At 68.9% G+C, this 22,752-nt stretch carries 13 protein-coding genes; 9 read left to right on the forward strand and 4 right to left on the reverse strand.

Translation table 11 applies throughout. The features are described 5' to 3' along the window. The first annotated feature begins 288 nt into the window (after nucleotides 1-288). Together glnA and AB0Q90_RS06840 are read left to right on the forward strand one after the other, a co-directional pair. Entirely contained in the window at nucleotides 289-1,650 is a 1,362-nt protein-coding gene (glnA, locus tag AB0Q90_RS06835) for a type I glutamate--ammonia ligase (protein ID WP_363159447.1), read from the forward strand. A gap of 138 nt (nucleotides 1,651-1,788) precedes the next feature. Then, complete coding sequence (locus AB0Q90_RS06840) at nucleotides 1,789-2,031, forward strand: hypothetical protein (protein ID WP_363159446.1); 243 nt, start codon at nucleotides 1,789-1,791, stop codon at nucleotides 2,029-2,031. 70 nt (nucleotides 2,032-2,101) lie between these two features. Here AB0Q90_RS06840 and AB0Q90_RS06845 read toward each other — a convergent pair whose 3' ends face one another. Further along, nucleotides 2,102-2,551: a VOC family protein gene (locus AB0Q90_RS06845; protein ID WP_363159445.1), complete on the reverse strand. Its 450-nt coding sequence runs from the start codon at nucleotides 2,549-2,551 to the stop codon at nucleotides 2,102-2,104. 405 nt (nucleotides 2,552-2,956) lie between these two features. Here AB0Q90_RS06845 and AB0Q90_RS06850 point away from each other — a divergent pair, with 405 nt between their 5' ends. Further along, nucleotides 2,957-5,947 (forward strand): bifunctional [glutamine synthetase] adenylyltransferase/[glutamine synthetase]-adenylyl-L-tyrosine phosphorylase, encoded by a 2,991-nt coding sequence (locus AB0Q90_RS06850; RefSeq protein ID WP_363157946.1) that lies wholly within the window; start codon nucleotides 2,957-2,959, stop codon nucleotides 5,945-5,947. 64 nt (nucleotides 5,948-6,011) lie between these two features. On the opposite strand, the gene AB0Q90_RS06855 is transcribed toward AB0Q90_RS06850, so the two are convergent. After that, nucleotides 6,012-6,869, reverse strand: a complete 858-nt coding sequence (locus tag AB0Q90_RS06855; protein ID WP_363157947.1) for a phosphatase PAP2 family protein — start codon at nucleotides 6,867-6,869, stop codon at nucleotides 6,012-6,014. Between the two features lie 131 nt (nucleotides 6,870-7,000). Then, nucleotides 7,001-8,035 (reverse strand): LacI family DNA-binding transcriptional regulator, encoded by a 1,035-nt coding sequence (locus tag AB0Q90_RS06860; protein WP_363157948.1) that lies wholly within the window; start codon nucleotides 8,033-8,035, stop codon nucleotides 7,001-7,003. 381 nt (nucleotides 8,036-8,416) lie between these two features. On the opposite strand from AB0Q90_RS06860, the gene AB0Q90_RS06865 reads away from it, so the two are divergent. The 5 genes from AB0Q90_RS06865 (at nucleotide 8,417) to AB0Q90_RS06885 (ending at nucleotide 15,002) form a co-directional block, all read left to right on the forward strand. Further along, a complete protein-coding gene (locus tag AB0Q90_RS06865) occupies nucleotides 8,417-9,685 on the forward strand; it encodes an extracellular solute-binding protein (protein WP_363157949.1) in 1,269 nt (422 codons plus the stop codon). A 104-nt stretch (nucleotides 9,686-9,789) separates the two neighbouring features. Beyond that, nucleotides 9,790-10,794 carry a sugar ABC transporter permease gene (locus tag AB0Q90_RS06870; protein WP_363157950.1) on the forward strand — a complete coding sequence of 335 codons (1,005 nt, stop codon included), beginning with the start codon at nucleotides 9,790-9,792 and terminating at the stop codon, nucleotides 10,792-10,794. A 13-nt stretch (nucleotides 10,795-10,807) separates the two neighbouring features. Beyond that, nucleotides 10,808-11,716, forward strand: coding sequence for a carbohydrate ABC transporter permease (locus AB0Q90_RS06875; RefSeq protein ID WP_363157951.1), 909 nt, complete (start codon nucleotides 10,808-10,810; stop codon nucleotides 11,714-11,716). Nucleotides 11,717-11,831: 115 nt separating this feature from the next. Then, nucleotides 11,832-13,502, forward strand: a complete 1,671-nt coding sequence (locus AB0Q90_RS06880; protein ID WP_363157952.1) for a glycoside hydrolase family 13 protein — start codon at nucleotides 11,832-11,834, stop codon at nucleotides 13,500-13,502. Between the two features lie 120 nt (nucleotides 13,503-13,622). Continuing rightward, entirely contained in the window at nucleotides 13,623-15,002 is a 1,380-nt protein-coding gene (locus AB0Q90_RS06885) for an alpha-amylase family protein (protein ID WP_363157953.1), read from the forward strand. Between the two features lie 4 nt (nucleotides 15,003-15,006). Here AB0Q90_RS06885 and AB0Q90_RS06890 read toward each other — a convergent pair whose 3' ends face one another. Next, nucleotides 15,007-17,064, reverse strand: coding sequence for a carbohydrate-binding module family 20 domain-containing protein (locus AB0Q90_RS06890; RefSeq protein WP_363157954.1), 2,058 nt, complete (start codon nucleotides 17,062-17,064; stop codon nucleotides 15,007-15,009). Nucleotides 17,065-17,286: 222 nt separating this feature from the next. Between AB0Q90_RS06890 and pulA the strand changes: the two genes are divergently transcribed. After that, nucleotides 17,287-22,677 (forward strand): pullulanase-type alpha-1,6-glucosidase, encoded by a 5,391-nt coding sequence (pulA, locus tag AB0Q90_RS06895; protein ID WP_363157955.1) that lies wholly within the window; start codon nucleotides 17,287-17,289, stop codon nucleotides 22,675-22,677. Nucleotides 22,678-22,752: the final 75 nt, after the last annotated feature.

Genomic DNA, 22,752 nt, shown 5'->3' on the forward strand with positions numbered 1-22,752 from the left:
TCGACGGACAGGACCCATTAAAACTTGCATCTGAAATACCAATTAAAGCGGGGTCCCCGGCCGGGACAGCCGACCGGGGCCGGGCATTACGTATGTCTGTCCGAGCAGGCAAGATGGGCACCAGAGCCGTACACCTGCCAGTCGTGAGGCGTTCAGGCCGAGGTCGGTTCGACGATCAAGGTCGGCAACGCGCATGAAATGGTGTTGTGGTGGGATGCTCAGGTGCCCGACCGCCTCCCGTGGCGCGAGGGGAAGGCGGCCTGACCAGCAAGGATGGGGAAGCGGAAGATGGACAAGCAGCAGGAGTTCGTGCTCCGTACGTTGGAGGAGCGCGACATCCGGTTCGTACGCCTGTGGTTCACGGACGTGCTGGGCTTCCTCAAGTCCGTCGCCGTGGCCCCGGCCGAACTGGAACAGGCCTTCGACGAGGGCATCGGCTTCGACGGCTCCGCGATCGAGGGCTTCGCCCGGGTCTACGAGTCCGACATGATCGCCAAGCCGGACCCGTCCACGTTCCAGATCCTGCCGTGGCGCGCCGAGGCCCCCGGCACGGCCCGCATGTTCTGCGACATCCTGATGCCGGACGGCTCCCCGTCCTTCGCGGACCCGCGCTACGTCCTCAAGCGAGCCCTGGCCCGCACCTCGGACCTGGGCTTCACCTTCTACACCCACCCCGAGATCGAGTTCTTCCTCCTGAAGGACAGGCCGCTGGACGGCTCACGCCCCACCCCCGCCGACAACTCGGGCTACTTCGACCACACCCCGCAGAACATCGGCATGGACTTCCGCCGCCAGGCGATCACCATGCTGGAGTCGATGGGCATCTCGGTCGAGTTCTCCCACCACGAGGGCGCCCCCGGCCAGCAGGAGATCGACCTCCGCTACGCCGACGCCCTCTCCACGGCGGACAACATCATGACGTTCCGCCTGGTCATGAAGCAGGTGGCGCTGGAGCAGGGCGTCCAGGCGACGTTCATGCCGAAGCCGTTCAGTGAGCACCCGGGCAGTGGCATGCACACGCATCTGTCCCTCTTCGAGGGCGACCGCAACGCGTTCTACGAGTCGGGCTCCGAGTACCAGCTCTCCAAGGTCGGCCGCTCCTTCATCGCGGGCCTGCTGAAGCACTCCGCGGAGATCTCCGCGATCACCAACCAGTGGGTCAACTCCTACAAGCGCATCTGGGGCGGCTCCGAGCGCACCGCGGGCGCCGGCGGCGAGGCCCCCTCGTACATCTGCTGGGGCCACAACAACCGCTCGGCCCTGGTCCGCGTCCCGATGTACAAGCCCGGCAAGACCGGCTCCGCCCGCATCGAGGTCCGCTCGATCGACTCGGGCGCGAACCCCTACCTCGCCTACGCCATCCTGCTCGCCGCCGGCCTCAAGGGCATCGAGGAGGGCTACGAGCTGCCCCCGGGCGCCGAGGACGACGTCTGGGCCCTCTCCGACGCCGAGCGCCGCGCGATGGGCATCGAGCCCCTCCCGCAGAACCTGGGCGAGGCCCTGACCCTGATGGAGCGCAGCGACCTGGTCGCCGAGACGCTCGGCGAGCACGTCTTCGACTTCTTCCTGCGCAACAAGCGCCAGGAATGGGAGGAGTACCGCTCCGAGGTCACGGCGTTCGAGCTGCGGAAGAACCTGCCGGTCCTCTGACTCTCACACACCGGCCGCACCCCTCACAGGGAGTGCGGCCGGTCCTGTCGTTTCCTATGGAATTGTCCACTTCGTCTTGACCTGCCCGGTGCTGGAGAGAAGCCTGGGGCGGGAGAAGACGCAAGGAGGCTGAGCGAAATGACAGCCGGATTGCTTGCAAAGCGGATCGCAACGGCGCTTGGCGCCGGTGCCGCCGTCTGCGCACTGAGCCTGGGCGGCGCGGGTGTCGCCGACGCCAAGATCGCGCCGGCCGACACCCAGTGCACCAACAACGGCGGGCAACAGCCCGGAGGCCAGCAGCCCAGCTGCGGCGGCGCCGGACTGACCCAGGAGTCCGAGAACCAGAACCCGGCCGGCCACGCCCCGGGCGGCCACAACTGACCCTTCCCCCCTCCGGAAGCGAGGACAACAACAGCCGCGGCACCGAGGAGCCGCGGCTTTTCGTTGCCCCCTACCCCTCCTGCCCGGCCGCCAGATCCCCCAGGACCTTGTGCAGCGGCTCCGCCGCCCTCCGCCGGTACTCCTGCACCGACCACCCGTTCCCGTCCGGATCAGTGAAGTACATGAACGTCGCCCCGTCGTCCGGCGAATACTGCACGGGCTCCGAAACCTCAAGCCCCCGCTCCACAAGCTCCGCCCGAGCCGCCTTGATGTCCGCCACACACAGCTGGAGCCCCTGGTAAGAGCCCGGCGCGGGCCGATCCCCCTTCGCCATCTCCCAGATCGTGTCCCCGAGCGCGATCGAACAGCCGGACCCCGGGGGCGTCAGCTGGACGATACGCATCCCGGGCATGACCTCCTGGTCGATGTCGACATGGAAGCCGACCTTGTCCCGATAGAAGTCCCGGGCACGATCGATGTCGCTGACAGGCAGCGGGATCACTTCAAGCGTGAAGTCCATACCAACGTCCTCCCTGAAGACTGACCAGCTCCACCGAACCGGAAAACGAAGCCCAGCGCCACCGCTTACCCACACGACGACGCACCCCCACGGAGCCGCGGCCACCCACGGCAGGCGGGGCGGACGGGCCCAGCGGGAGCGAACCAGCACCCGCGTACGGCGGGAAGGGGACGTGCCGGGGGGTGTCCGCCCGCAGAGGCCGGCGTAAAGACACACCACCCCCCAAACCCACAGCACCGCCGGTCCGAGGACGGACACCCCCCGGCACGGCCCCGACCCACAACCGCACACAAGGCGCAACGCGCACCCCACCCAACCGAAACGGGCCGCCGCAGGCACCGAGCCCAAGCCCAGCGCAGCGGTTACGCTCAACCGGTACGACCTTGATCGGACAGGAGGCCGAGCATGACGGCGCCGGGGCGCAGAAGCAGCACCTTCACCCGCCTGCTGCGACACGGATTCACCGACCCCTCGGCCGCCGAGCGCCTCCTGGACAGCCCCGAGCTGACCCCCGTACGCAACGACCCGGTACTCCTGGAAGCACTGGGCGCAACCGCCGACCCCGACCTCGCCCTCCACGGCCTCGTACGGCTACTGGAAGCACAGCCCGACCGCGAGCTGCTCGACACGGTGATAGCGGCCAAGCCACTCCGCGACCGCCTCCTGGGCGTCCTCGGCGCCTCCGCCGCGCTCGCCGACCACCTGGCCCGCCATTCCGCCGACTGGCACGCCCTCGTCACCTACGAGCCCCGCGACCTGCACCCAGGCGTGGAGGAGTTCGAACGCGGCCTCGCGGAGGCCACCGACCCCGTCTCCCTCCGCGTCGCCTACCGCCGCTGCCTTCTCTCCATCGCAGCCCGCGACGTCTGCGGCACCACCGACGTCGCCGAGAGCGCCGCCGAACTCGCCGACCTCGCCACCGCCACCCTCCGCGCCGCGCTGGCCATCGCCCGCACCGCCGCCCCGGAGGACGCCGCCCTGTGCCGCCTCGCGGTGATCGCGATGGGCAAGTGCGGCGGCCACGAGCTCAACTACGTCTCCGACGTCGACGTCATCTTCGTGGGCGAGGCCGTGGACGGCGCCGACGAGGGCAAGGCCCTGCGCGCCGCCACCAAGCTCGCCTCGCACATGATGCGGATCTGCTCCGAGACCACCGTCGAGGGCTCCATCTGGCCCGTCGACGCCAACCTCCGCCCCGAGGGCCGCAACGGCCCCCTCGTGCGCACACTCTCCAGCCATCGCGCCTACTACCAGCGCTGGGCCAAGACCTGGGAGTTCCAGGCCCTCCTCAAGGCCCGCCCGGTAGCCGGTGACATCGAACTCGGCGAGGAGTACGTCGCCGCCCTCGAACCCCTCGTCTGGAAGGCCGCCGAGCGCGAGAACTTCGTCGCCGACGTGCAGAAGATGCGCCGCAGGGTCGTGGAGAACATCCCGGTCGCCGAACTCGACCGCCAGCTCAAGCTCGGCCCCGGCGGACTCAGGGACGTCGAATTCGCCGTACAGCTCCTGCAGCTGGTGCACGGCAGGGCGGACGCCTCGCTGCGCAGCGGCACCACCCTGCACGCCCTCCAGGCCCTCGCCGCCGGTGGCTACGTCGGCCGCGCCGACGCCGCCCAACTGGACGCCGCCTACCGCTTCCTGCGCTCCATGGAGCACCGCATCCAGCTGTACCGGCTGCGCCGCACCCACCTCGTCCCCGAGGACGAGGCCGACCTGCGCCGCATCGGCCGCTCCCTCGGCCTGCGCAGCGACCCGGTCGCCGACCTCAACCGCGAGTGGAAGCGGCACGCCGGCGTCGTACGCCGGCTGCACGAGAAGCTCTTCTACCGCCCGCTGCTCGACGCGGTCGCCCAACTCGCCCCCGGCGAGGCCCGCCTCAGCACCGAGGCGGCCCGCGAACGGCTGGTCGCCCTCGGCTACGCCGACCCCGCCGCCGCCCTGCGGCACCTGGAGGCACTGGCCTCCGGCGTCACCCGCAAGGCGGCGATCCAGCGCACCCTGCTGCCCGTCCTGCTGGGCTGGTTCGCGGACTCCGCCGACCCCGACGCCGGCCTGCTGAACTTCCGCAAGGTGTCCGACGCCCTCGGCAAGACCCCCTGGTACCTGCGGCTGCTGCGCGACGAGGGCGCGGCGGCGGAGAACCTCGCCCGCGTCCTTTCCGCCGGCCGCCTCGCCCCCGACCTGCTGATGCGCGCCCCCGAGGCGGTGGCGCTGCTCGGCGAGGGCGAGCGCGAGGGCGGCGGCCTGGCCCCGCGCTCCCGGGCCCACCTGGAGCAGGAGACCCTCGCCGCGGTCGGCCGCGCCGACGGCGCCGTCCAGGCCGTCACCGCCGCCCGAGGCGTCCGCCGCCGCGAACTGTTCCGTACGGCCGCCGCCGACATCGTCGGCTCCTACGGCACCGAGACCCAGCCCGCCGAGGCCGACCAGGGCGCGCTGGTGGACCGGGTCGGCGGCGCGGTCTCCGACCTCACGGCCGCGACCCTCGCCGGCACGCTGCGCGCGGTCGTGCGCGAGGGCTGGGGGGACGAACTGCCCACCCGGTTCGCGATCATCGGCATGGGCCGCTTCGGCGGCCACGAACTGGGCTACGGCTCCGACGCGGACGTCCTGTTCGTGCACGAGCCGCGCGACGGCGTCGGCGACCAGGAGGCGGCACAGGCCGCCAACCGCGTCGTCTCCGAGATGCGGCGCCTGCTCCAGATCCCGAGCGCCGACCCGCCCCTGCTGATCGACGCCGACCTGCGCCCGGAGGGCAAGACCGGGCCGCTCGTGCGCACGCTGAATTCGTACGAGGCCTACTACCGCCGCTGGTCGCTGGTGTGGGAGTCGCAGGCGCTGCTGCGGGCCGAGCCGGTGGCCGGGGACGAGGACCTGGGCAGCCGTTTCATCGAGCTGATCGACCCCCTGCGCTACCCGGTGGACGGCCTCGGGGACGACTCGGTGCGCGAGATCCGGCGCCTGAAGGCCCGTATGGAGTCCGAACGCCTCCCGCGCGGCACCGACCCCAAGCTGCACACCAAACTGGGCCCCGGCGGTCTGTCCGACGTCGAGTGGGCGGTGCAGCTCATCCAGCTGCGCCACGGCTCGACACAGCAGGGCCTGCGCACCACCCGCACCCGCGAGGCCCTTGCCGCAGCCTGCGCCGCCGGGCTCGTCCACGCCGAGGACGCGGCGATCCTCGACGAGGCCTGGGTCCTGGCCACCCGCGTCCGCAACGCGGTGATGCTGGTCCGCGGCCGGGCCGGCGACACCTTCCCCTCCGACGGGCGCGAGCTGGCGGCCGTGGGCCGGTACCTCGGGTACGGCCCCGGACACGTCGGGGACATGCTCGACGACTACCGGCGCACCGCACGACGGGCCCGGAACGTGGTGGAGCACCTGTTCTACGGGGCCTGAGCACCCTGCCCCGCAGGGGCGGCTCAGACCTCGCCCGACCCCTTCACCGCAGGGGCGGACGGCCTCAGACCTTGCCCGGCACCAGCGGCCCGCCCCGGCCGGGCACCAGCTGCGGCAGCGCGTAAGGCAGCGCCCCGTACCAGGTTCGTACCACCGCGTAGCCGAAGGCCAGGCAGAGCAGGCCGCCCACCGCGTCCAGCCAGAAGTGGTTGGCGGTGGCGACGATGACCACCAGGGTGGCGGCCGGGTAGAGGAGGCCCAGAATGCGGACCCAGGGCAGAGAGGCGAGCGCGAAGATCGTCAGGCCGCACCACAGGGACCAGCCGATGTGCATCGACGGCATCGCGGCGTACTGGTTCGACATGGTCTTCAGGTCGCCCGAGGCCATCGAACCCCAGGTCTGGTGGACCATGACGGTGTCGATGAAGTGGCCGCCGGTCATCAGCCGGGGCGGCGCCAGCGGATACAGATAGTAACCAAGGAGGGCGACGCCGGTCGTCGCGAAGAGGACCATACGGGTCGCCGCATAGCGTCCGGGATGGCTACGGTAGAGCCACACGAGGACACCCAGGGTCACCACGAAGTGCAGCGTGGCGTAGTAGTAGTTCATGCCCACGATGAGCCAAGTCACCGAGTTCACCGCGTGGTTGACCGACTGCTCGAAGGCCGCGCCGAGCGTGTGCTCCGCCCGCCAGATCCAGTCGGCGTTGCGCAGTGCCTCGGCCCGCTGCTCCGGGACCGCGTTACGGACGAGCGAGTACGTCCAGTAACTCACCGCAATCAGCAGGATCTCGAACCACAGCCGGGGCCGCCGGGGAGTGCGCAGCCGGCGCAGCAGGCCCGGCCTGTCCGAATCCGTGACGGAGTTCGGAACGGCCGCCTGTGTGCGGTCTCCCAGCTCGGTCACGGTCGTGTCACCCATAGGCACAGAGTCTGCCAGAAATGCTTTCCCCCACCGATCATCCCCTGGTCGGGTTCCGGTCGCACGTTCTACGACGGGAGGACGTCCGGCCGTACTACGAGTGCACGGTCGGCGGCCGATCATTCTCCGCCTTAGGGACGATTTCGGTCCCCAGGGGCCGAAGCGGTCGAACCGCGCACCACCAGCTCCGGCATGAACACGAATTCACTGTGCGGTGCGGGAGTCCCGCCGATCTCCTCCAGCAACGTGCGCACCGCGGCCTGGCCCATCGCCGGGACCGGCTTGCGGACCGTCGTCAGCGGCGGGTCGGTGAAGGCGATCAGGGGGGAGTCGTCGAAGCCGACGACCGAGAAGTCCGTCGGGACCTCCAGGCCCCGCTGCCGGGCCGCCCGTATCGCCCCCAGAGCCATCATGTCGCTCGCGCAGACCACCGCGGTGCACTTCCGGTCGATGAGCGCCATGGCGGCCGCCTGGCCGCCTTCCAGGGTGTACAGCGAGTGCTGGACGAGCTCGGTCTCTATGGTCTCCGCGGCCAGGCCCAGCTGGTCCTGCATCGTGCGCACAAAGCCCTCGATCTTGCGCTGGACCGGCACGAAGCGCTTCGGGCCGAGGGCCAGGCCGATGCGCGTGTGGCCCAGGGAGACCAGGTGTGTGACCGCCAGCGTCATCGCGGCCCGGTCGTCGGGGGAGATGAACGGCGCCTGCACCTTGGGGGAGAAGCCGTCGACCAGCACGAACGGGACACCCTGGGCGCGCAGCCGCTCGTAGCGCTGCATGTCGGCCGTGGTGTCGGCGTGCAGTCCGGAGACGTAGATGATGCCCGCGACCCCGCGGTCCACCAGCATCTCGGTCAGCTCGTCCTCGGTGGAGCCGCCCGGGGTCTGGGTGGCGAGCACCGGGGTGTAGCCCTGCCTGGTCAGCGCCTGGCCGATGACCTGGGCGAGGGCCGGGAATATCGGGTTCTCCAGCTCCGGGGTGATCAGGCCCACCAGGCCCTCGCTGCGCTGCCGCAGACGCACCGGGCGCTCGTAGCCCAGGACATCGAGGGCAGCCAGCACCGACTGACGGGTGGTGGCGGCGACGCCCGGCTTCCCATTGAGGACGCGGCTGACGGTCGCTTCGCTCACCCCCGCCTGCGCAGCGATATCCGCAAGCCGTGTGGTCACGGCACTGGACTGTACCGGCCGTATGTCGCCTTGCACACCAATCGGACGCCGGGTGCGGGCGGTTGACCGGCGCGCTGCGGGTTGCTGCGACATGGCGTCCCCTCGTGAAACGGATGGCAAGAGCTTGCAGAGTCTTGCACAACACGGTCCGTGCCCGCTCAACCCCGCAGAACAACGGTCTCACGGCGGTCGACGGCAGGTCACGCACGGGTAACTTCTGAGACGCCTTGCACTTTTTTTCTGCAAGGTCTTTCGCAACGCTTACATGGCTGTTACGTTCACGTCGCCCGGCGGCCGCAACGGCGCAGTCGGCAAGTCGGCAGGGACGGACGACGGGACCGCCCCCTGCACCACACGGGCTTTCACCCTCAAGGAGAACTCATGCGGCGTGGCATAGCGGCCACCGCGCTGGTGGCGTCCCTCGCCCTCGCGGCGACGGCCTGCGGCGGAGACAGCGACAGCGGAGACAAGGCCGACGGCCCGGTCACCATCACCTGGTGGGACACCTCCAACGCCACCAACGAGGCACCGACGTACAAGGCCTTGGTCAAGGAGTTCGAGGCCGCCAACAAGAACATCAAGGTCAAGTACGTCAACGTCCCCTTCGACCAGGCGCAGAACAAGTTCGACACGGCCGCCGGTTCCAAGGGCGCCCCGGACATCCTGCGCTCCGAGGTCGGCTGGACCCCCGCCTTCGCCAAGAAGAGCTTCTTCCTGCCGCTGGACGGCACCGAGGCCCTCGCGGACGAGAGCAAGTTCAAGTCGAACCTGCTTGAGCAGGCCAAGTACGAGGGCAAGACCTACGGCGTCCCCTTCACCACGGACACCCTCGCCTTTGTTTACAACAAGGAACTCTTCGAGAAGGCCGGCGTCGAGGCCCCCCAGACCTGGGACGACCTGAAGAAGGCCGCCGCCACGATCAAGAGCAAGACCGGCGTCGACGGCTACTGGGGCTCCACCCAGGCCTACTACGCCCAGTCCTTCCTGCACGGCGAGGGCACCGACACCGTCGACGCCGACGCCAAGAAGATCACCGTGAACTCCGCCGAGGCCAAGAAGGCCTACGGCACCTGGCTGGAGCTCTTCGACGGCAAGGGCCTGCACAAGGCCGACACCACCGCCGACGCCTACGCCCACATCCAGGAGGCGTTCGTCAGCGGCAAGGTCGCCTCGATCATCCAGGGCCCGTGGGAGATCACGAACTTCTACAAGGGCTCGGCGTTCAAGGACAAGGCCAACCTCGGCATCGCCAAGGTCCCGGCCGGCTCCGCCGGTCAGGGCGCCCCCACGGGCGGCCACAACCTGTCGGTCTACGCCGGTTCCGACGCGGCGCACCAGGAGGCGTCCTTGAAGTTCGTCAACTTCATGACCTCCGCGCACGCCCAGGAGACCATCGCGCTGAAGAACTCCACGCTGCCCACGCGTGACGACGCCTACAGCGTCAAGGTCGTCGCCGACCCGGGCATCGCCGGCTACCAGGAAGTCCTGGCCGTCGCCCAGCCCCGCCCGGCGCTGCCGGAGTACAGCTCCCTGTGGGGCCCGGTGGACACCGAGCTGCTCGCCGTCGCCGGCGGCAAGAAGTCCCTGGACGAGGGTCTGAGCAGCGCTGAGACCGCCATCGCCAAGCTGGTGCCGGACTTCAGCAAGTAATCCGCCAGTGACCGTCGGGTCCCGCCTGATATGGGGGGAGGGACCCGGCGGTCGCAGGTCTTGGCCTGGCCCAACTCCTGATCTTCCAGAAGGTGTCGAGAACCATGACAGTCGCCATCGACCGCGCCACCGGCAAGCGCCGCGGTGACCGCGCTCCGCGGCCCGGGCTGGGCCAGCGCCTGAAGCACGCCTACCAGAAGCACTGGTACGCCTACGCGATGATCACCCCGGTGGTGGTCGTGCTCGGCGTGCTCGTGCTCTACCCCCTGGCCTACGGCTTCTACCTCACGCTCACGGACGCCAACAGCCTCAACACGGCCCGCACGATCGGCGTCAACGAGATCGAGGCCACGTACAAGTTCATCGGCTTCGACAACTACGCCGACATCCTGTGGGGCGAGACCTCGTACGACCGGTTCTGGTCCCACTTCATCTGGACGATCTTCTGGACGGCGGCCTGTGTCGCCCTCCACTTCACGATCGGCCTGGGCCTCGCGCTGCTGCTCAACCAGAAGCTGCGCGGCCGCACCCTGTACCGGCTGATCCTGATCCTGCCCTGGGCCGTGCCGACCTTCGTCACCGTCTTCGGCTGGCGCTTCATGCTCGCCGACGGCGGCGTGATCAACTCCGGTCTGGAGTTCCTGCATCTGCCGACCCCGGCGTGGCTGGAGGACACCTTCTGGCAGCGGTTCGCCGCGATCATGGTCAACACCTGGTGCGGTGTGCCGTTCATGATGCTCTCGCTGCTCGGCGGACTTCAGTCCATCGACTCCACCCTCTACGAGGCCTCCGAGATGGACGGCGCGAGCAAGTGGCAGCAGTTCCGCTACGTCACCCTGCCGGGTCTGCGCTCCGTCAGCTCCACCGTGATCCTGCTCGGCATCATCTGGACCTTCAACCAGTTCGCCATCATCTTCCTGCTGTTCGGCGACACCGCCCCCGACGCCCAGATCCTCGTCACCTGGGCCTACTACCTCGGCTTCGGCCAGCAGCCGCGCGACTTCGCGCAGTCGGCCGCCTACGGCATGCTGCTGCTCGCCATCCTGATCGTCTTCACCTCCTTCTACCGCCGCTGGCTGAACCGCAATGACCAGCAGCTCGCGATCTGAGGCAGGAGTTCCCATGAGCACCACTACCGTTGAGACCTCCGCCGAAATCACCGAGGAGCGCCGGATGGAACCGAAGGGCAAGGTGCGCGGCCGCGGCGAACGCAGCCTCGCCGGCTCGCTCGTCTCCCACGGCATCCTGACCGTCGCGAGCCTCGTCGCCCTCTTCCCGATCGCCTGGCTGGTCTTCCTGTCCCTCGGCCCGGACAAGGACGACTATCTGCACCCCGGTGACATCTGGGGGAAGATGACGCTGGACAACTACTCGTTCGTCCTTCAGGAGACGAACTTCTTCGACTGGCTGTGGAGCACGCTGATCGTCTCGCTCGGCACCACGGTCATCGGCGTCATGATCGCCGCGACCACCGGCTACGCGGTCTCCCGGATGCGTTTCCCGGGCTACAAGAAGTTCATGTGGGTGCTCCTGGTCACCCAGATGTTCCCGATCGCCGTCCTCATCGTGCCGATGTACCAGATCATGTCCGAACTCCAGCTGATCGACAGCTACCTCGGCCTGGTCCTGGTCTACTGCTCGACCGCGGTGCCGTACTGCGCCTGGCTGCTCAAGGGCTACTTCGACACCATCCCGTTCGAGATCGACGAGGCCGGACGCGTCGACGGACTCTCGCCCTTCGGCACCTTCGTGCGGCTGATCCTGCCGCTCGCCAAGCCGGGCCTGGCGGTCGCCGGCTTCTACAGCTTCATCACCGCCTTCGGTGAGGTCGCCTTCGCCTCGACGTTCATGCTGTCCGACACGAAGTACACCTTCGCCGTCGCCCTGCAGACCTTCGTCAGCGAGCACGACGCCCAGCGTCATCTCATGGCCGCCACCGCGGTACTCGTCGCGATACCGGTCACCGCGTTCTTCTACATCGTCCAGAAGAACCTCGTCACCGGCCTCACCGCCGGCGGCACCAAGGGCTAGACGCCCCCTGACCCGAGGCGGCCGCGGTGTCCATCCGACCCCGCTGTCACTGCGGCCGCCTCGTCAACTTCCCCCGAACCCCCACCCGATGACTCCTTTACGCATCAAGGAAGCCATGAGCCAGCACTCCGCCGACCCGGCACAGAACTCCGCCGTCGCCACCGTCGCCCACCGCCGCGACTGGTGGAGAGACGCGGTGATCTACCAGGTCTATCCGCGCAGCTTCGCCGACAGCAACGGCGACGGCATGGGCGACCTGGAAGGCGTACGCTCCCGACTCCCGTACCTGCGCGACCTCGGCGTGGACGCCGTGTGGCTCAGCCCCTTCTACGCCTCCCCACAGGCGGACGCCGGCTACGACGTCGCCGACTACCGGGCCGTGGACCCGATGTTCGGCAACCTGCTCGACGCCGACGCGCTGATCCGCGACGCCCATGAGCTCGGCCTGAGGATCATCGTCGACCTGGTCCCCAACCACTCCTCCGACCAGCACGAGTGGTTCCAGCGCGCCCTGCGCGAGGGCCCCGGCTCCCCGGCCCGCGCCCGCTACCACTTCCGCCCCGGCAAGGGCGAGAACGGCGAACTCCCGCCCAACGACTGGGAGTCCATCTTCGGCGGCCCCGCCTGGACCCGCGTCGAGGACGGCGAGTGGTACCTGCACCTCTTCGCCCCCGAACAGCCCGACTTCAACTGGGAACACCCGGCCGTCGGCGACGAGTTCCGCTCCATCCTGCGCTTCTGGCTGGACATGGGCGTCGACGGTTTCCGTATCGACGTGGCCCACGGCATGGTGAAGGCCGAGGGCCTGCCGGACATCGGCGGTGCCGGCGATCAGGTCAAGCTGCTGGGCAACGATGTCATGCCGTTCTTCGACCAGGACGGCGTGCACGAGGTGTACCGCCAGTGGCGCGTCATCCTCGACGAGTACTCGGGCGAGCGCATCTTCGTCGCCGAGGCCTGGACTCCCACCGTCGAGCGCACCGCCCGTTACGTCCGCCCCGACGAGCTCCACCAGGCCTTCAACTTCCAGTACCTGGGCACCGAATGGGACGCCGAGGAACTGCGCGCGGTCATCGACCGCACCCTGGAGGCCATGCGCCCGGTCGGCGCCCCCGCCACCTGGGTCCTGTCCAACCACGACGTGACCCGCCACGCCACGCGCTTCGCCAACCCGCCCGGCCTCGGCACCCAGATCCGCACGGCCGGCGACCGCGCGCTGGGCCTGCGCCGGGCCCGCGCGGCCACCCTCCTCATGCTGGCCCTGCCCGGCTCGGCCTACGTCTACCAGGGCGAGGAACTCGGCCTGCCGGACGTCGTCGACCTCCCCGACGAGGTCCGCCAGGACCCCGCGTACTTCCGCGGCGAGGGCCAGGACGGCTTCCGCGACGGCTGCCGGGTGCCGATCCCGTGGACCCGCGAGGGCTCGTCGTACGGCTTCGGCTCGGGCGGCAGCTGGCTGCCCCAGCCGGCGACGTGGGGCGAGCTGAGCGTCGAGGCCCAGACCGGCGAGCCCGGCTCGACCCTGGAGCTGTACCGCTCCGCCCTCGCCGCCCGCCGTGCCCACCCCGACCTGGGCGCGGGCGACGAGGTGGAGTGGCTGAAGGCGCCCGAGGGCGTCCTCGCCTTCCGGCGCGGCGAGTTCGTCTGCGTGGCCAACACCAGCGGCGAGTCGATCACGACCCCCGCCCACGGCCGCGTACTGCTTGCCAGCGGCGAGGTGACGGAGGCCGACGGCGAGACGAAGCTGCCGGCGGACACGACCGTCTGGTTCAGCACGGCCGTGTAACTTCTTGCAGCAACTTCCGCCGGCCCGCTGCCCTTTTGGGCAGCGGGCCTTTAACATCTGGCCACCGCAAGGTTTCTGAAAGATTTCAGCAAGCCCCTTCAAAGGTGAAGGAACCCCCACATGGCCAGAACCAGAACCGTCTCGGGCGCCGCCCTCGCGCTCGCCGCCACGGCCGCCGTCCTCGCCCCCGGCACCGCCCAGGCCTCCCCGCCCGGCACCAAGGACGTCACCGCGGTGATGTTCGAGTGGAAGTTCGCCTCGGTCGCCACCGAGTGCACCAACCGACTGGGCCCCGCCGGCTACGGCTACGTCCAGGTCTCCCCGCCCGCCGAGCACATACAGGGCGCGCAGTGGTGGACCTCGTACCAGCCCGTGAGCTACAAGATCGCCGGTCGCCTCGGTGACCGCACGGCCTTCCAGAACATGGTGAACACCTGCCACGCGGCCGGTGTGAAGGTCGTCGTCGACACGGTCGTCAACCACATGTCCGCGGGCAGCGGCACCGGCACCGGCGGCTCGTCGTACACGAAGTACACCTACCCCGGCCTGTACTCCTCGTACGACTTCGACGACTGCACGAGCCAGATAACCAACTACCAGGACCGCTGGAACGTCCAGCACTGCGAACTGGTGGGCCTGGCCGACCTCGACACGAGCGAGTCCTACGTCCGCGGCGCGATCGCCGGCTACATGAACGACCTCCTGTCGCTCGGCGTCGACGGCTTCCGCATCGACGCGGCCAAGCACATCGACGCGGCGGACCTGGCGAACATCAAGAGCCGCCTGACGAACCCTTCCGTCTACTGGAAGCAGGAGGTCATCTACGGCAGCGGAGAGGCCGTCCAGCCCACCGAGTACACGGGCAACGGCGATGTCCAGGAGTTCCGCTACGCCTACGACCTCAAGCGCGTCTTCAACAACGAGAACCTCGCCTACCTGAAGAACTACGGCGAGGGCTGGGGCTACATGAGCAGCGGCGTCTCCGGCGTCTTCGTCGACAACCACGACACCGAGCGCAACGGCTCCACGCTCAACTACAAGGACGGCGCCAACTACACCCTGGCCAACGTCTTCATGCTCGCCCACCCCTACGGCGCGCCGGACATCAACTCCGGCTACGAGTGGTCCGACATCGACGCCGGCCCGCCCAACGGCGGCACGGTCAACGCCTGCTGGCAGGACGGCTGGAAGTGCCAGCACGCCTGGCCGGAGATCCAGCGCATGGTCGCCTTCCGCAACGCCACACGCGGCGAGTCGGTCACCAACTGGTGGGACAACGGCGGCGACGCGATCGCCTTCGGCCGGGGCAGCAAGGGCTACGTGGCGATCAACCACGAGTCGGGCTCGCTGAACCGGACGTACCAGACCTCGCTGCCCGCGGGGACGTACTGCAACGTGCAGAACAACACGACGGTGACGGTGAACTCCAGTGGGCAGTTCACCGCCACCTTGGGCGCCAACACGGCGCTGGCGATCTACGCGGGCAAGTCGAGCTGCTGAAGCCCTACTTCCAGCTGTCGCCGGTCGTGTAGCCGCTCGCCGCGCCGGTCGTGTACGAGCGGTTCGTGCCCGACTCCCAGGTCACGTTCCCGGAGCCGTCCTTCTTGATGTACTTGTACGCGAAGGTCGTGCTCTCGGGGACGATGACCGTCCTGCTCCAGGTCGGGTACGCGGCCGACGACAGCGGGATCGCATCGGCGGTGTTCCAGGAGCCGAGGGAGGCGAGGGAACCGACGACATAGACGTTGGTGCCCCAGTCGGTCGTGGCGCTGACGTTGAAGGTGACGTCGGTCGCGCCCGAGTCGGCCACGTTCCAGGAGTTGTCGAGGGAGACCGCGGACGTCGTGGTGGACGCCGACCTGTTGGCGTTCGACTCCCAGGTGACGTTCCCGGAGCTGTCCTTCTTGATGTATTTGAACTCGAAGGACGTGTTCACGGGAACGCTCACCTCGCCCGACCAGATCGGGTACCCGGTGGACGAGAGCTTCACGGCCCTGGCCGGGTCCCAGGCGCCGAGCGCCGCGATCGAACCGACCACGTACACGTCCTGGCCGCTCGTCGTCGCCGCGTACTCGTTGAAGGTCGCCGTCACCGTCGAGGTGCCGTCGTCCGGCTCCTCGCAGGCGGTGTCGCAGGGGGTGAACTCGCCGTCGTAGAAGGCGATCGCGCTCTTCGCGGGGATGGTGAGGGTGGCGTTGCCGCCGGAGACCGTCACCGTGGTCGCGCCGTTGTCGGTCACGTTCGCGTACGTGCCGTCGGCCATCCCCGTCGCGAAGGTGTACGTCGCCGCCGAGGAGCCGTTGTTGATCGCGACGTAGCCGGCGGTGCCGCGGCCGAAGCCGATCACACCGGAGGACTTGGTGGACCAGTTGGCCACCGACTCCGAGCCGACCGCGTTGTGCCACTTCACTATGCCGGTGATCGCGGTGTCGCGCTGGAGGCAGTACCAGCCGCCGGCGCAGTCGGTGTCCGTGACGAAGCCGCTGGAGTTCGGCGGGGCCTGGTCGGAGGAGGAGAACTCGAAGCCCGAGTAGACCGTCGGGGTCGACCACTTGTAGGCGAGCTGGAAGATGTTCGCCAGGCGGTAGGTGTCACCGTCCTTGTAGCTCATGTGCAGGCCGTTGCGCTCGGTGTCGTGGTTCGTCACGAAGGACACCGAGTGGGCCGGGGTCAGCACGCCAGCAGAGGAGAGGGACTCAAGGTCGCTCACGTTGCCCTGGAAGGCCGACTTCAGCTTGCTCGCGTAGGTGAAGTCCAGGACGTCACCGGCGCCGTAGTAGTCCGAGGCGGCCGGGGTCGAGCCGGGGTACACCTCCTGGAAGATGTACGGCTCCGCGCCCGAGGCCGTGTTGTCCAGCTTCGCCCAGATCGCGTTGAGGTCGGCGACCGGCATGTGCTTGGCGGCGTCGATGCGGAAGCCGTCGACGCCGAGGGCGAGCTGCTTGTTGAGGTAGGCCGCGATCCCGGAGCGGACGTCGTCGTCCTCGGTCTCCAGGTCGGGCAGGCCCAGCAGTTCGCAGTTCTGTATCTCGGTGAGGTTCGACCAGTCGTCGATGATCAGGTCGGAGTCGGCGCACTCGGCGGACGTGTGGAAGTCGTCCGGGTCCCAGTCCGGGGTGTCGTACTTGTTGCTGATCGTGGTGCCGTTGTAGCCGGTGCCGGTCTGCGCGGCGGTGTGGTTGATCACCGCGTCCGTGTAGACCTTCACGCCGGCGTCGTGGCAGGCGTCCACCATCGAGGCGAACTGCGCCGCCGTCCCGAAGCGGCCGCTGAGCTCGTAGGAGTACGGCTGGTAGACGTCCCACCAGTAGTAGTTGGACTGCTTGAGCGATTCGGCGGGCGGGGCGACCCAGACGGCGCCGTAACCGTTCGGGCCGAGCACGTCCGTGCACTCGGCGGCGACGGACTCCCAGTTGTAGGACCAGAGGTTGGCGATCACATCGCCGGAGGCGGTGGCGTCCGCCTGGGCGGGGGAGGCGGGGACGGCCACGAGGCCGGCGAGTGCCAGGGCGCCGGCGGTCACGGCGCGGCGAAGGACGCCTGGGGGATGGTGTCGGTTCATGAGCGGCTCCGAAACGAAAGGTGTTGGATTCAACAGCTTGTGAGCGTGCGGCAGTTGAGAAGAACACGTCAAGGCTGCTCGTGAAAGTTCTTGCTATGAGTTTCAAGCCTCTTGCTGTAAAGCTTTCGTTAGCGATACGGTCGCGCGGGCGCCCGGTGACGAAGCCGTCCCGCGGCGCAGGGGTCGGACCCACCTGAGCCGTAATCGCAAGGAGTTCACGCCTTGATACCGAGATGGCCGGCGCCCCCGACGCGCCGTACCGCCCATGCCAGACGGGTCGCGGCCGTCACCGTCGCCGCGCTCGCCGCAGCCCTCGTCCAGCCGCTCGCCGCGCATGCGGAAGCACCGCCCGCGCCGCCCTCGGACGCGAAACTCGCCGCCGAGCCCGCCCGCCACGACGCCACCCGTGAGCAGTTCTACTTCGTCCTGCCGGACCGCTTCGCCAACGGGGACAAGTCCAACGACGAGGGCGGTCTCACCGGTTCACGGCTGTCCACCGGATACGACCCCACCGACAAGGGCTTCTACCAGGGCGGCGACCTCAAGGGCCTGACGAAGAGGCTCGACTACATCAAGGGCCTCGGCACCACCGCCATCTGGATGGCGCCGATCTTCAAGAACCAGCCCGTGCAGGGCACGGGGGCCAACGCCTCGGCCGGCTACCACGGCTACTGGATCACCGACTTCACCCAGGTCGACCCGCACTTCGGGACGAACCAGGACCTGGAGACCCTCATCTCCAAGGCGCACGCCAAGGGCATGAAGGTCTACTTCGACGTCATCACCAACCACACCGCCGACGTCGTCGACTATGAAGAGAAGTCGTACGACTACCTCTCCAAGGGCGCGTTCCCGTATCTGACCGAGGACGGCGAGCCGTTCGACGACGCGGACTATGCGGGAACAGGTGACTTCCCCGAGGTCGACAGCGACTCCTTCGCGCGCACGCCGAAGGTCACCAAGAACAACAAGGTGCCGTCGTGGCTCAACGACCCGACGATGTACCACAACCGGGGCGACTCCACCTTCGCCGGTGAGTCCTCCGAGCATGGCGACTTCTCCGGCCTCGACGACCTGTGGACCGAGCGTCCCGAGGTCGTCAGCGGCATGGCGAAGATCTACCAGCGGTGGGTCAGGGACTTCGACATCGACGGCTTCCGCATCGACACCGTGAAGCACGTCAACATGGAGTTCTGGACCCAGTGGGCCACGGCGCTGGACTCCTACGCGGCCAAGCAGGGCCGGGACGACTTCTTCATGTTCGGCGAGGTCTACTCCGCCGACACCGACATCACGTCCCCGTACGTCACCCAGGGCCGCCTCGACGCCACGCTCGACTTCCCCTTCCAGGAGGCGGCCCGCCAGTACGCCTCCCAGGGCGGCAGCGCACAGCAGCTCGCGGGGGTCTTCGCCGACGACTACAAGTACACGACCGGCACGGCCAACGCGTACGAGCAGGTCACCTTCCTCGGCAACCACGACATGGGCCGGATCGGGTACTTCCTGAACCAGGACGACAAGGACGCGACCGACGCCCAGCTGCTGAAGAAGGCGGAGCTCGCCAACGAGCTGATGTTCCTCAGCCGCGGCAACCCGGTCGTCTACTACGGCGACGAGCAGGGCTTCACCGGCTCCGGCGGCGACAAGGACGCCCGCCAGACACTGTTCGCCTCCAAGACCGCCGACTACCTGGACGACGACCAGATCGGCACCGACCGCACCCACGCGAGCGACGCCTACGACACGAGTGCGCCGCTCTACGAGCAGATCAGTGCTCTCGCCAAGCTCCGCAAGGCCAACCCGGCCCTCACCGACGGCATCCAGACCGAGCGCTACGCGGCCGACGGCGCCGGCGTCTACGCCTTCTCCCGCACCGACGCGAGGACCGGCACCGAGTACGTCGTCGCCTTCAACAACGCCGGCGAGGCCAAGTCGGCGACGTTCGCGACCGGTTCGGCGGGCATGGGCTTCAAGGGGATCCACGGTGCCGACACCGCCGTGACCTCCGACGCCGACAAGAAGATCACCGTCAGCGTCCCGGCCGGTTCCGCGATCGTCCTCAAGGCCACCGGCAGGCCCGCGGCCCCCGCCACCAAGCCGACGATCACCCTGAAGGCCCCGGACGCCGGAGCCACCGGCACGGTGGAGATCTCCGCCGATGTCGACGGCGGTCAGCTCAACCGAGTCGTTTTTGCCGCCCAGACCGGCAACGGGAAGTGGCGGACCCTCGGCTCCGCCGACCACGCGCCCTACAAGGTCACCCACACCATCGGCAAGGACGTCCAGCCCGGCACCGCCCTGCGCTACAAGGCGGTCGTGATCGACTCCGCCGGGCGGACCGCCTCGGCGACGGCCGCGTCCACCACCGGCACCCCGCCCGCCGAGGAGACGCCCACCGCCTCCTCCCGGGACTACGCGGTCGTCCACTACAAGCGCACCGACGGCGACTACGCGAACTGGGGCCTGTACGCCTGGGGCGACCTCGCCGACGGCGAGTCGACGAACTGGCCGGACAGCCACCCGTTCATCGGCCGTGACGCCTACGGCGCCTTCGCCTACGTCAAGCTGAAGCCCGGCGCCTCGAACATCGGCTTCCTCGTCATCGACAAGGACGGCACCAAGGACGTCTCCGCCGACCGCACGATCGATGTCACCAAGACCGGCGAGATCTGGATCGAGCAGGGCAAGGAGGCCGTACAGACCGAGCGGCCCGAGTACCCGGCCCAGGACAAGAGCAAGGCCGTCCTGCACTACCACCGCGCCGACGGCAACTACGACGGCTGGGGCCTGCACGTCTGGACGGGCGCCGCGAACCCCACCGAGTGGTCGAACCCCCTGAAGCCGGTGGACACTGATGCCTATGGCGCGGTCTTCGAGGTGCCGCTCAGCGAGGGTGCCACCAGCCTCAGCTACATCATCCACAAGGGCGACGACAAGGACCTCCCGTCCGACCAGTCGCTGGACCTCAAGGCGAACGGCCACGAGGTGTGGCTGTTGAACGGGCAGGAGAAGTACCTGCTGCCGCAGCCCGCGGGCAGCGCGGCCGCCCTCGACCTGACCACCTCCAAGGCGGTCTGGATCGACCGGAACACCGTCGCCTGGAACGGCTCCGAGGCGGCCGCCTCCACCCAGCTGCTGTACTCGCGCACCGGCTCGATCGCCGTCACGGACGGCGCCCTGACCGGCGACGACCAGCGCTGGCTGCGGCTGTCGAAGACCGAGCTCACCGACGCCCAGAAGGCGAAGTTCCCGCACCTGAAGAACTACACCGCCTGGACCGTCGACCCCCGTGACCGCGACCGGGTCCGCGAGGCCCTGCGCGGCCAGGTCGTCGCCTCCCAGCGGGCCGTCAACGGCGCGGTCCTCGCCGCGACCGGCGTCCAGATCGGCGGCGTGCTCGACGACCTGTACGACGGGACGAAGGCCGACCTCGGCCCGACCTTCGACAACGGCCGGCCGACGCTGGCAGTCTGGGCACCGACCGCGCAGAGCGTCGCCCTGGAGCTGGACGGCTCCACCGTGAAGATGAAGCGGGACGCCGCCACCGGAGTCTGGTCCGTGACCGGCCCGAGGTCCTGGAAGAACAAGCCCTACCGGTACGTCGTGAAGGTGTGGGCGCCCAGCGTCCGCAAGGTCGTCACCAACAAGGTCACCGACCCGTACTCGGTCGCCCTGACCGCGAACTCCGAGCGCAGCCTCGTCGTCGACCTGGCCGACAAGGCCCTCGCTCCGGCGGGCTGGTCGACGTACACCAAGCCGAAGGCCGCCCCGCTGAAGGACGCGCAGATCCAGGAGCTGCACGTCCGGGACTTCTCGGTCGAGGACGACACGGCCTCGGACCCGGGCACCTACCGCGCCTTCACCGACAAGCTCAGCGACGGCTCCAAGCACCTGCGCAAGCTGGCGGAGGCGGGCACGTCGTACGTCCATCTGCTGCCCGCGTTCGACATCGCCACCATCCCCGAGAAGAAGTCCGACCAGGCGACCGCCGACTGCGACCTCGCCTCCTACCCGGCCGACTCCGACAAGCAGCAGGAGTGCGTGGCGAAGATCGCCGCGAAGGACGCCTACAACTGGGGCTACGACCCGTACCACTACACGGTCCCCGAGGGCTCCTACGCCACCGACCCCGACGGCACCGCCCGCACGGTCGAGTTCCGCGAGATGGTCAAGGCGCTGAACGAGGACGGCCTGCGCGTCGTCATGGACGTCGTCTACAACCACACCGCGAGCAGCGGCCAGGCGGACACCTCCGTCCTGGACCGGATCGTGCCCGGCTACTACCACCGGCTCCTCGCCGACGGCTCCGTCGCCAACAGCACCTGCTGCGCCAACACGGCCACCGAGAACGCCATGATGGGCAAGCTCGTCGTGGACTCGGTCGTCACCTGGGCCAAGGAGTACAAGGTCGACGGGTTCCGCTTCGACCTCATGGGCCACCACCCCAAGGCCAACATCCTCGCCGTCCGCAAGGCCCTCGACGCGCTCACCCCGGAGAAGGACGGCGTCGACGGAAAGAAGATCATCCTCTACGGCGAGGGCTGGAACTTCGGCGAGGTCGCCGACGACGCCCGTTTCGAGCAGGCCACGCAGCTGAACATGGCCGGCACCGGCATCGCCACCTTCTCCGACCGCGCCCGTGACGCGGTGCGCGGCGGCGGCCCCTTCGACGAGGACCCCGGCATCCAGGGCTTCGCGTCCGGGCTGTACACCGAGCCCAACTCCTCGAAGAACAACGGGACCACGGCCGAGCAGAAGGCCCGCCTGCTGCACTACCAGGACCTGATCAAGGTGGGCCTGTCCGGCAATCTCGCCGGCTACCGCTTCACCGACACCAGCGGCAAGGAGGTCAAGGGCGCCGAGGTCGACTACAACGGCGCACCCGCCGGCTACGCGGACGCTCCCGGCGACGCCCTCGCCTACGCCGACGCGCACGACAACGAGTCGCTGTTCGACGCGCTCGCCTTCAAGCTGGCCGACTCCGTCAGCGCGGACGACCGGGCCAGGATGCAGGTGCTGGCCATGGCCACCGCGACCCTCTCGCAGGGCCCGGCGCTCTCCCAGGCCGGCACCGACCTGCTGCGCTCCAAGTCCCTGGACCGCAATTCCTACGACAGCGGCGACTGGTTCAACGCCATCCACTGGAACTGCACCGACGGCAACGGCTTCGGCCGCGGCCTGCCGATGGCCGCCGACAACCAGTCCAAGTGGCCGTACGCCAAGCCCCTGCTGGCCACGGTGAAGGTGGGCTGCGAGCAGATCGACGGGGCCTCGGCCGCGTACCGGGATCTGCTGCGGATCCGCACGACGGAGAGCGTCTTCTCGCTCGACACGGCGGACCAGGTGCAGTCCAGGCTCGCGTTCCCGCTGTCCGGGACGGACGAGACGCCCGGCGTGATCACCATGGCGCTCGGTGACCTGGTGGTCGTCTTCAACGCGACGCCGCAGCAGCAGGAGCAGCGGATCGCTGCGCTCGCCGGCCAGGACTACCGGCTGCACGAGGTCCAGGCCTCGGGCGCGGACTCTACCGTCAAGTCCTCGTCCTACGAGGGGGAATCGGGCACCTTCGCCGTTCCGGGGCGCACTGTCGCCGTATTCTCCCGAACCGCCTGATACAGCACTACTTTGGTGGAGCGGACCCGGTTCCGGGCCCGCTCCACCTTTGCTTTCCGCCCCGAGGGGCTGTCG

The organism is Streptomyces sp. NPDC079141, assembly GCF_040686775.1.
Lineage (GTDB): Bacteria > Actinomycetota > Actinomycetes > Streptomycetales > Streptomycetaceae > Streptomyces.

Coding starts and splice junctions, on each gene's coding strand:
- glnA (WP_363159447.1), top strand. CDS start 289: ATGGACAAGCAGCAGGAGTTCGTGCTCCGTACGTTGGAGGAGCGCGAC.
- AB0Q90_RS06840 (WP_363159446.1), top strand. CDS start 1,789: ATGACAGCCGGATTGCTTGCAAAGCGGATCGCAACGGCGCTTGGCGCC.
- AB0Q90_RS06845 (WP_363159445.1), bottom strand. CDS start 2,551: ATGGACTTCACGCTTGAAGTGATCCCGCTGCCTGTCAGCGACATCGAT.
- AB0Q90_RS06850 (WP_363157946.1), top strand. CDS start 2,957: ATGACGGCGCCGGGGCGCAGAAGCAGCACCTTCACCCGCCTGCTGCGA.
- AB0Q90_RS06855 (WP_363157947.1), bottom strand. CDS start 6,869: ATGGGTGACACGACCGTGACCGAGCTGGGAGACCGCACACAGGCGGCC.
- AB0Q90_RS06865 (WP_363157949.1), top strand. CDS start 8,417: ATGCGGCGTGGCATAGCGGCCACCGCGCTGGTGGCGTCCCTCGCCCTC.
- AB0Q90_RS06870 (WP_363157950.1), top strand. CDS start 9,790: ATGACAGTCGCCATCGACCGCGCCACCGGCAAGCGCCGCGGTGACCGC.
- AB0Q90_RS06875 (WP_363157951.1), top strand. CDS start 10,808: ATGAGCACCACTACCGTTGAGACCTCCGCCGAAATCACCGAGGAGCGC.
- AB0Q90_RS06880 (WP_363157952.1), top strand. CDS start 11,832: ATGAGCCAGCACTCCGCCGACCCGGCACAGAACTCCGCCGTCGCCACC.
- AB0Q90_RS06885 (WP_363157953.1), top strand. CDS start 13,623: ATGGCCAGAACCAGAACCGTCTCGGGCGCCGCCCTCGCGCTCGCCGCC.
- AB0Q90_RS06890 (WP_363157954.1), bottom strand. CDS start 17,064: ATGAACCGACACCATCCCCCAGGCGTCCTTCGCCGCGCCGTGACCGCC.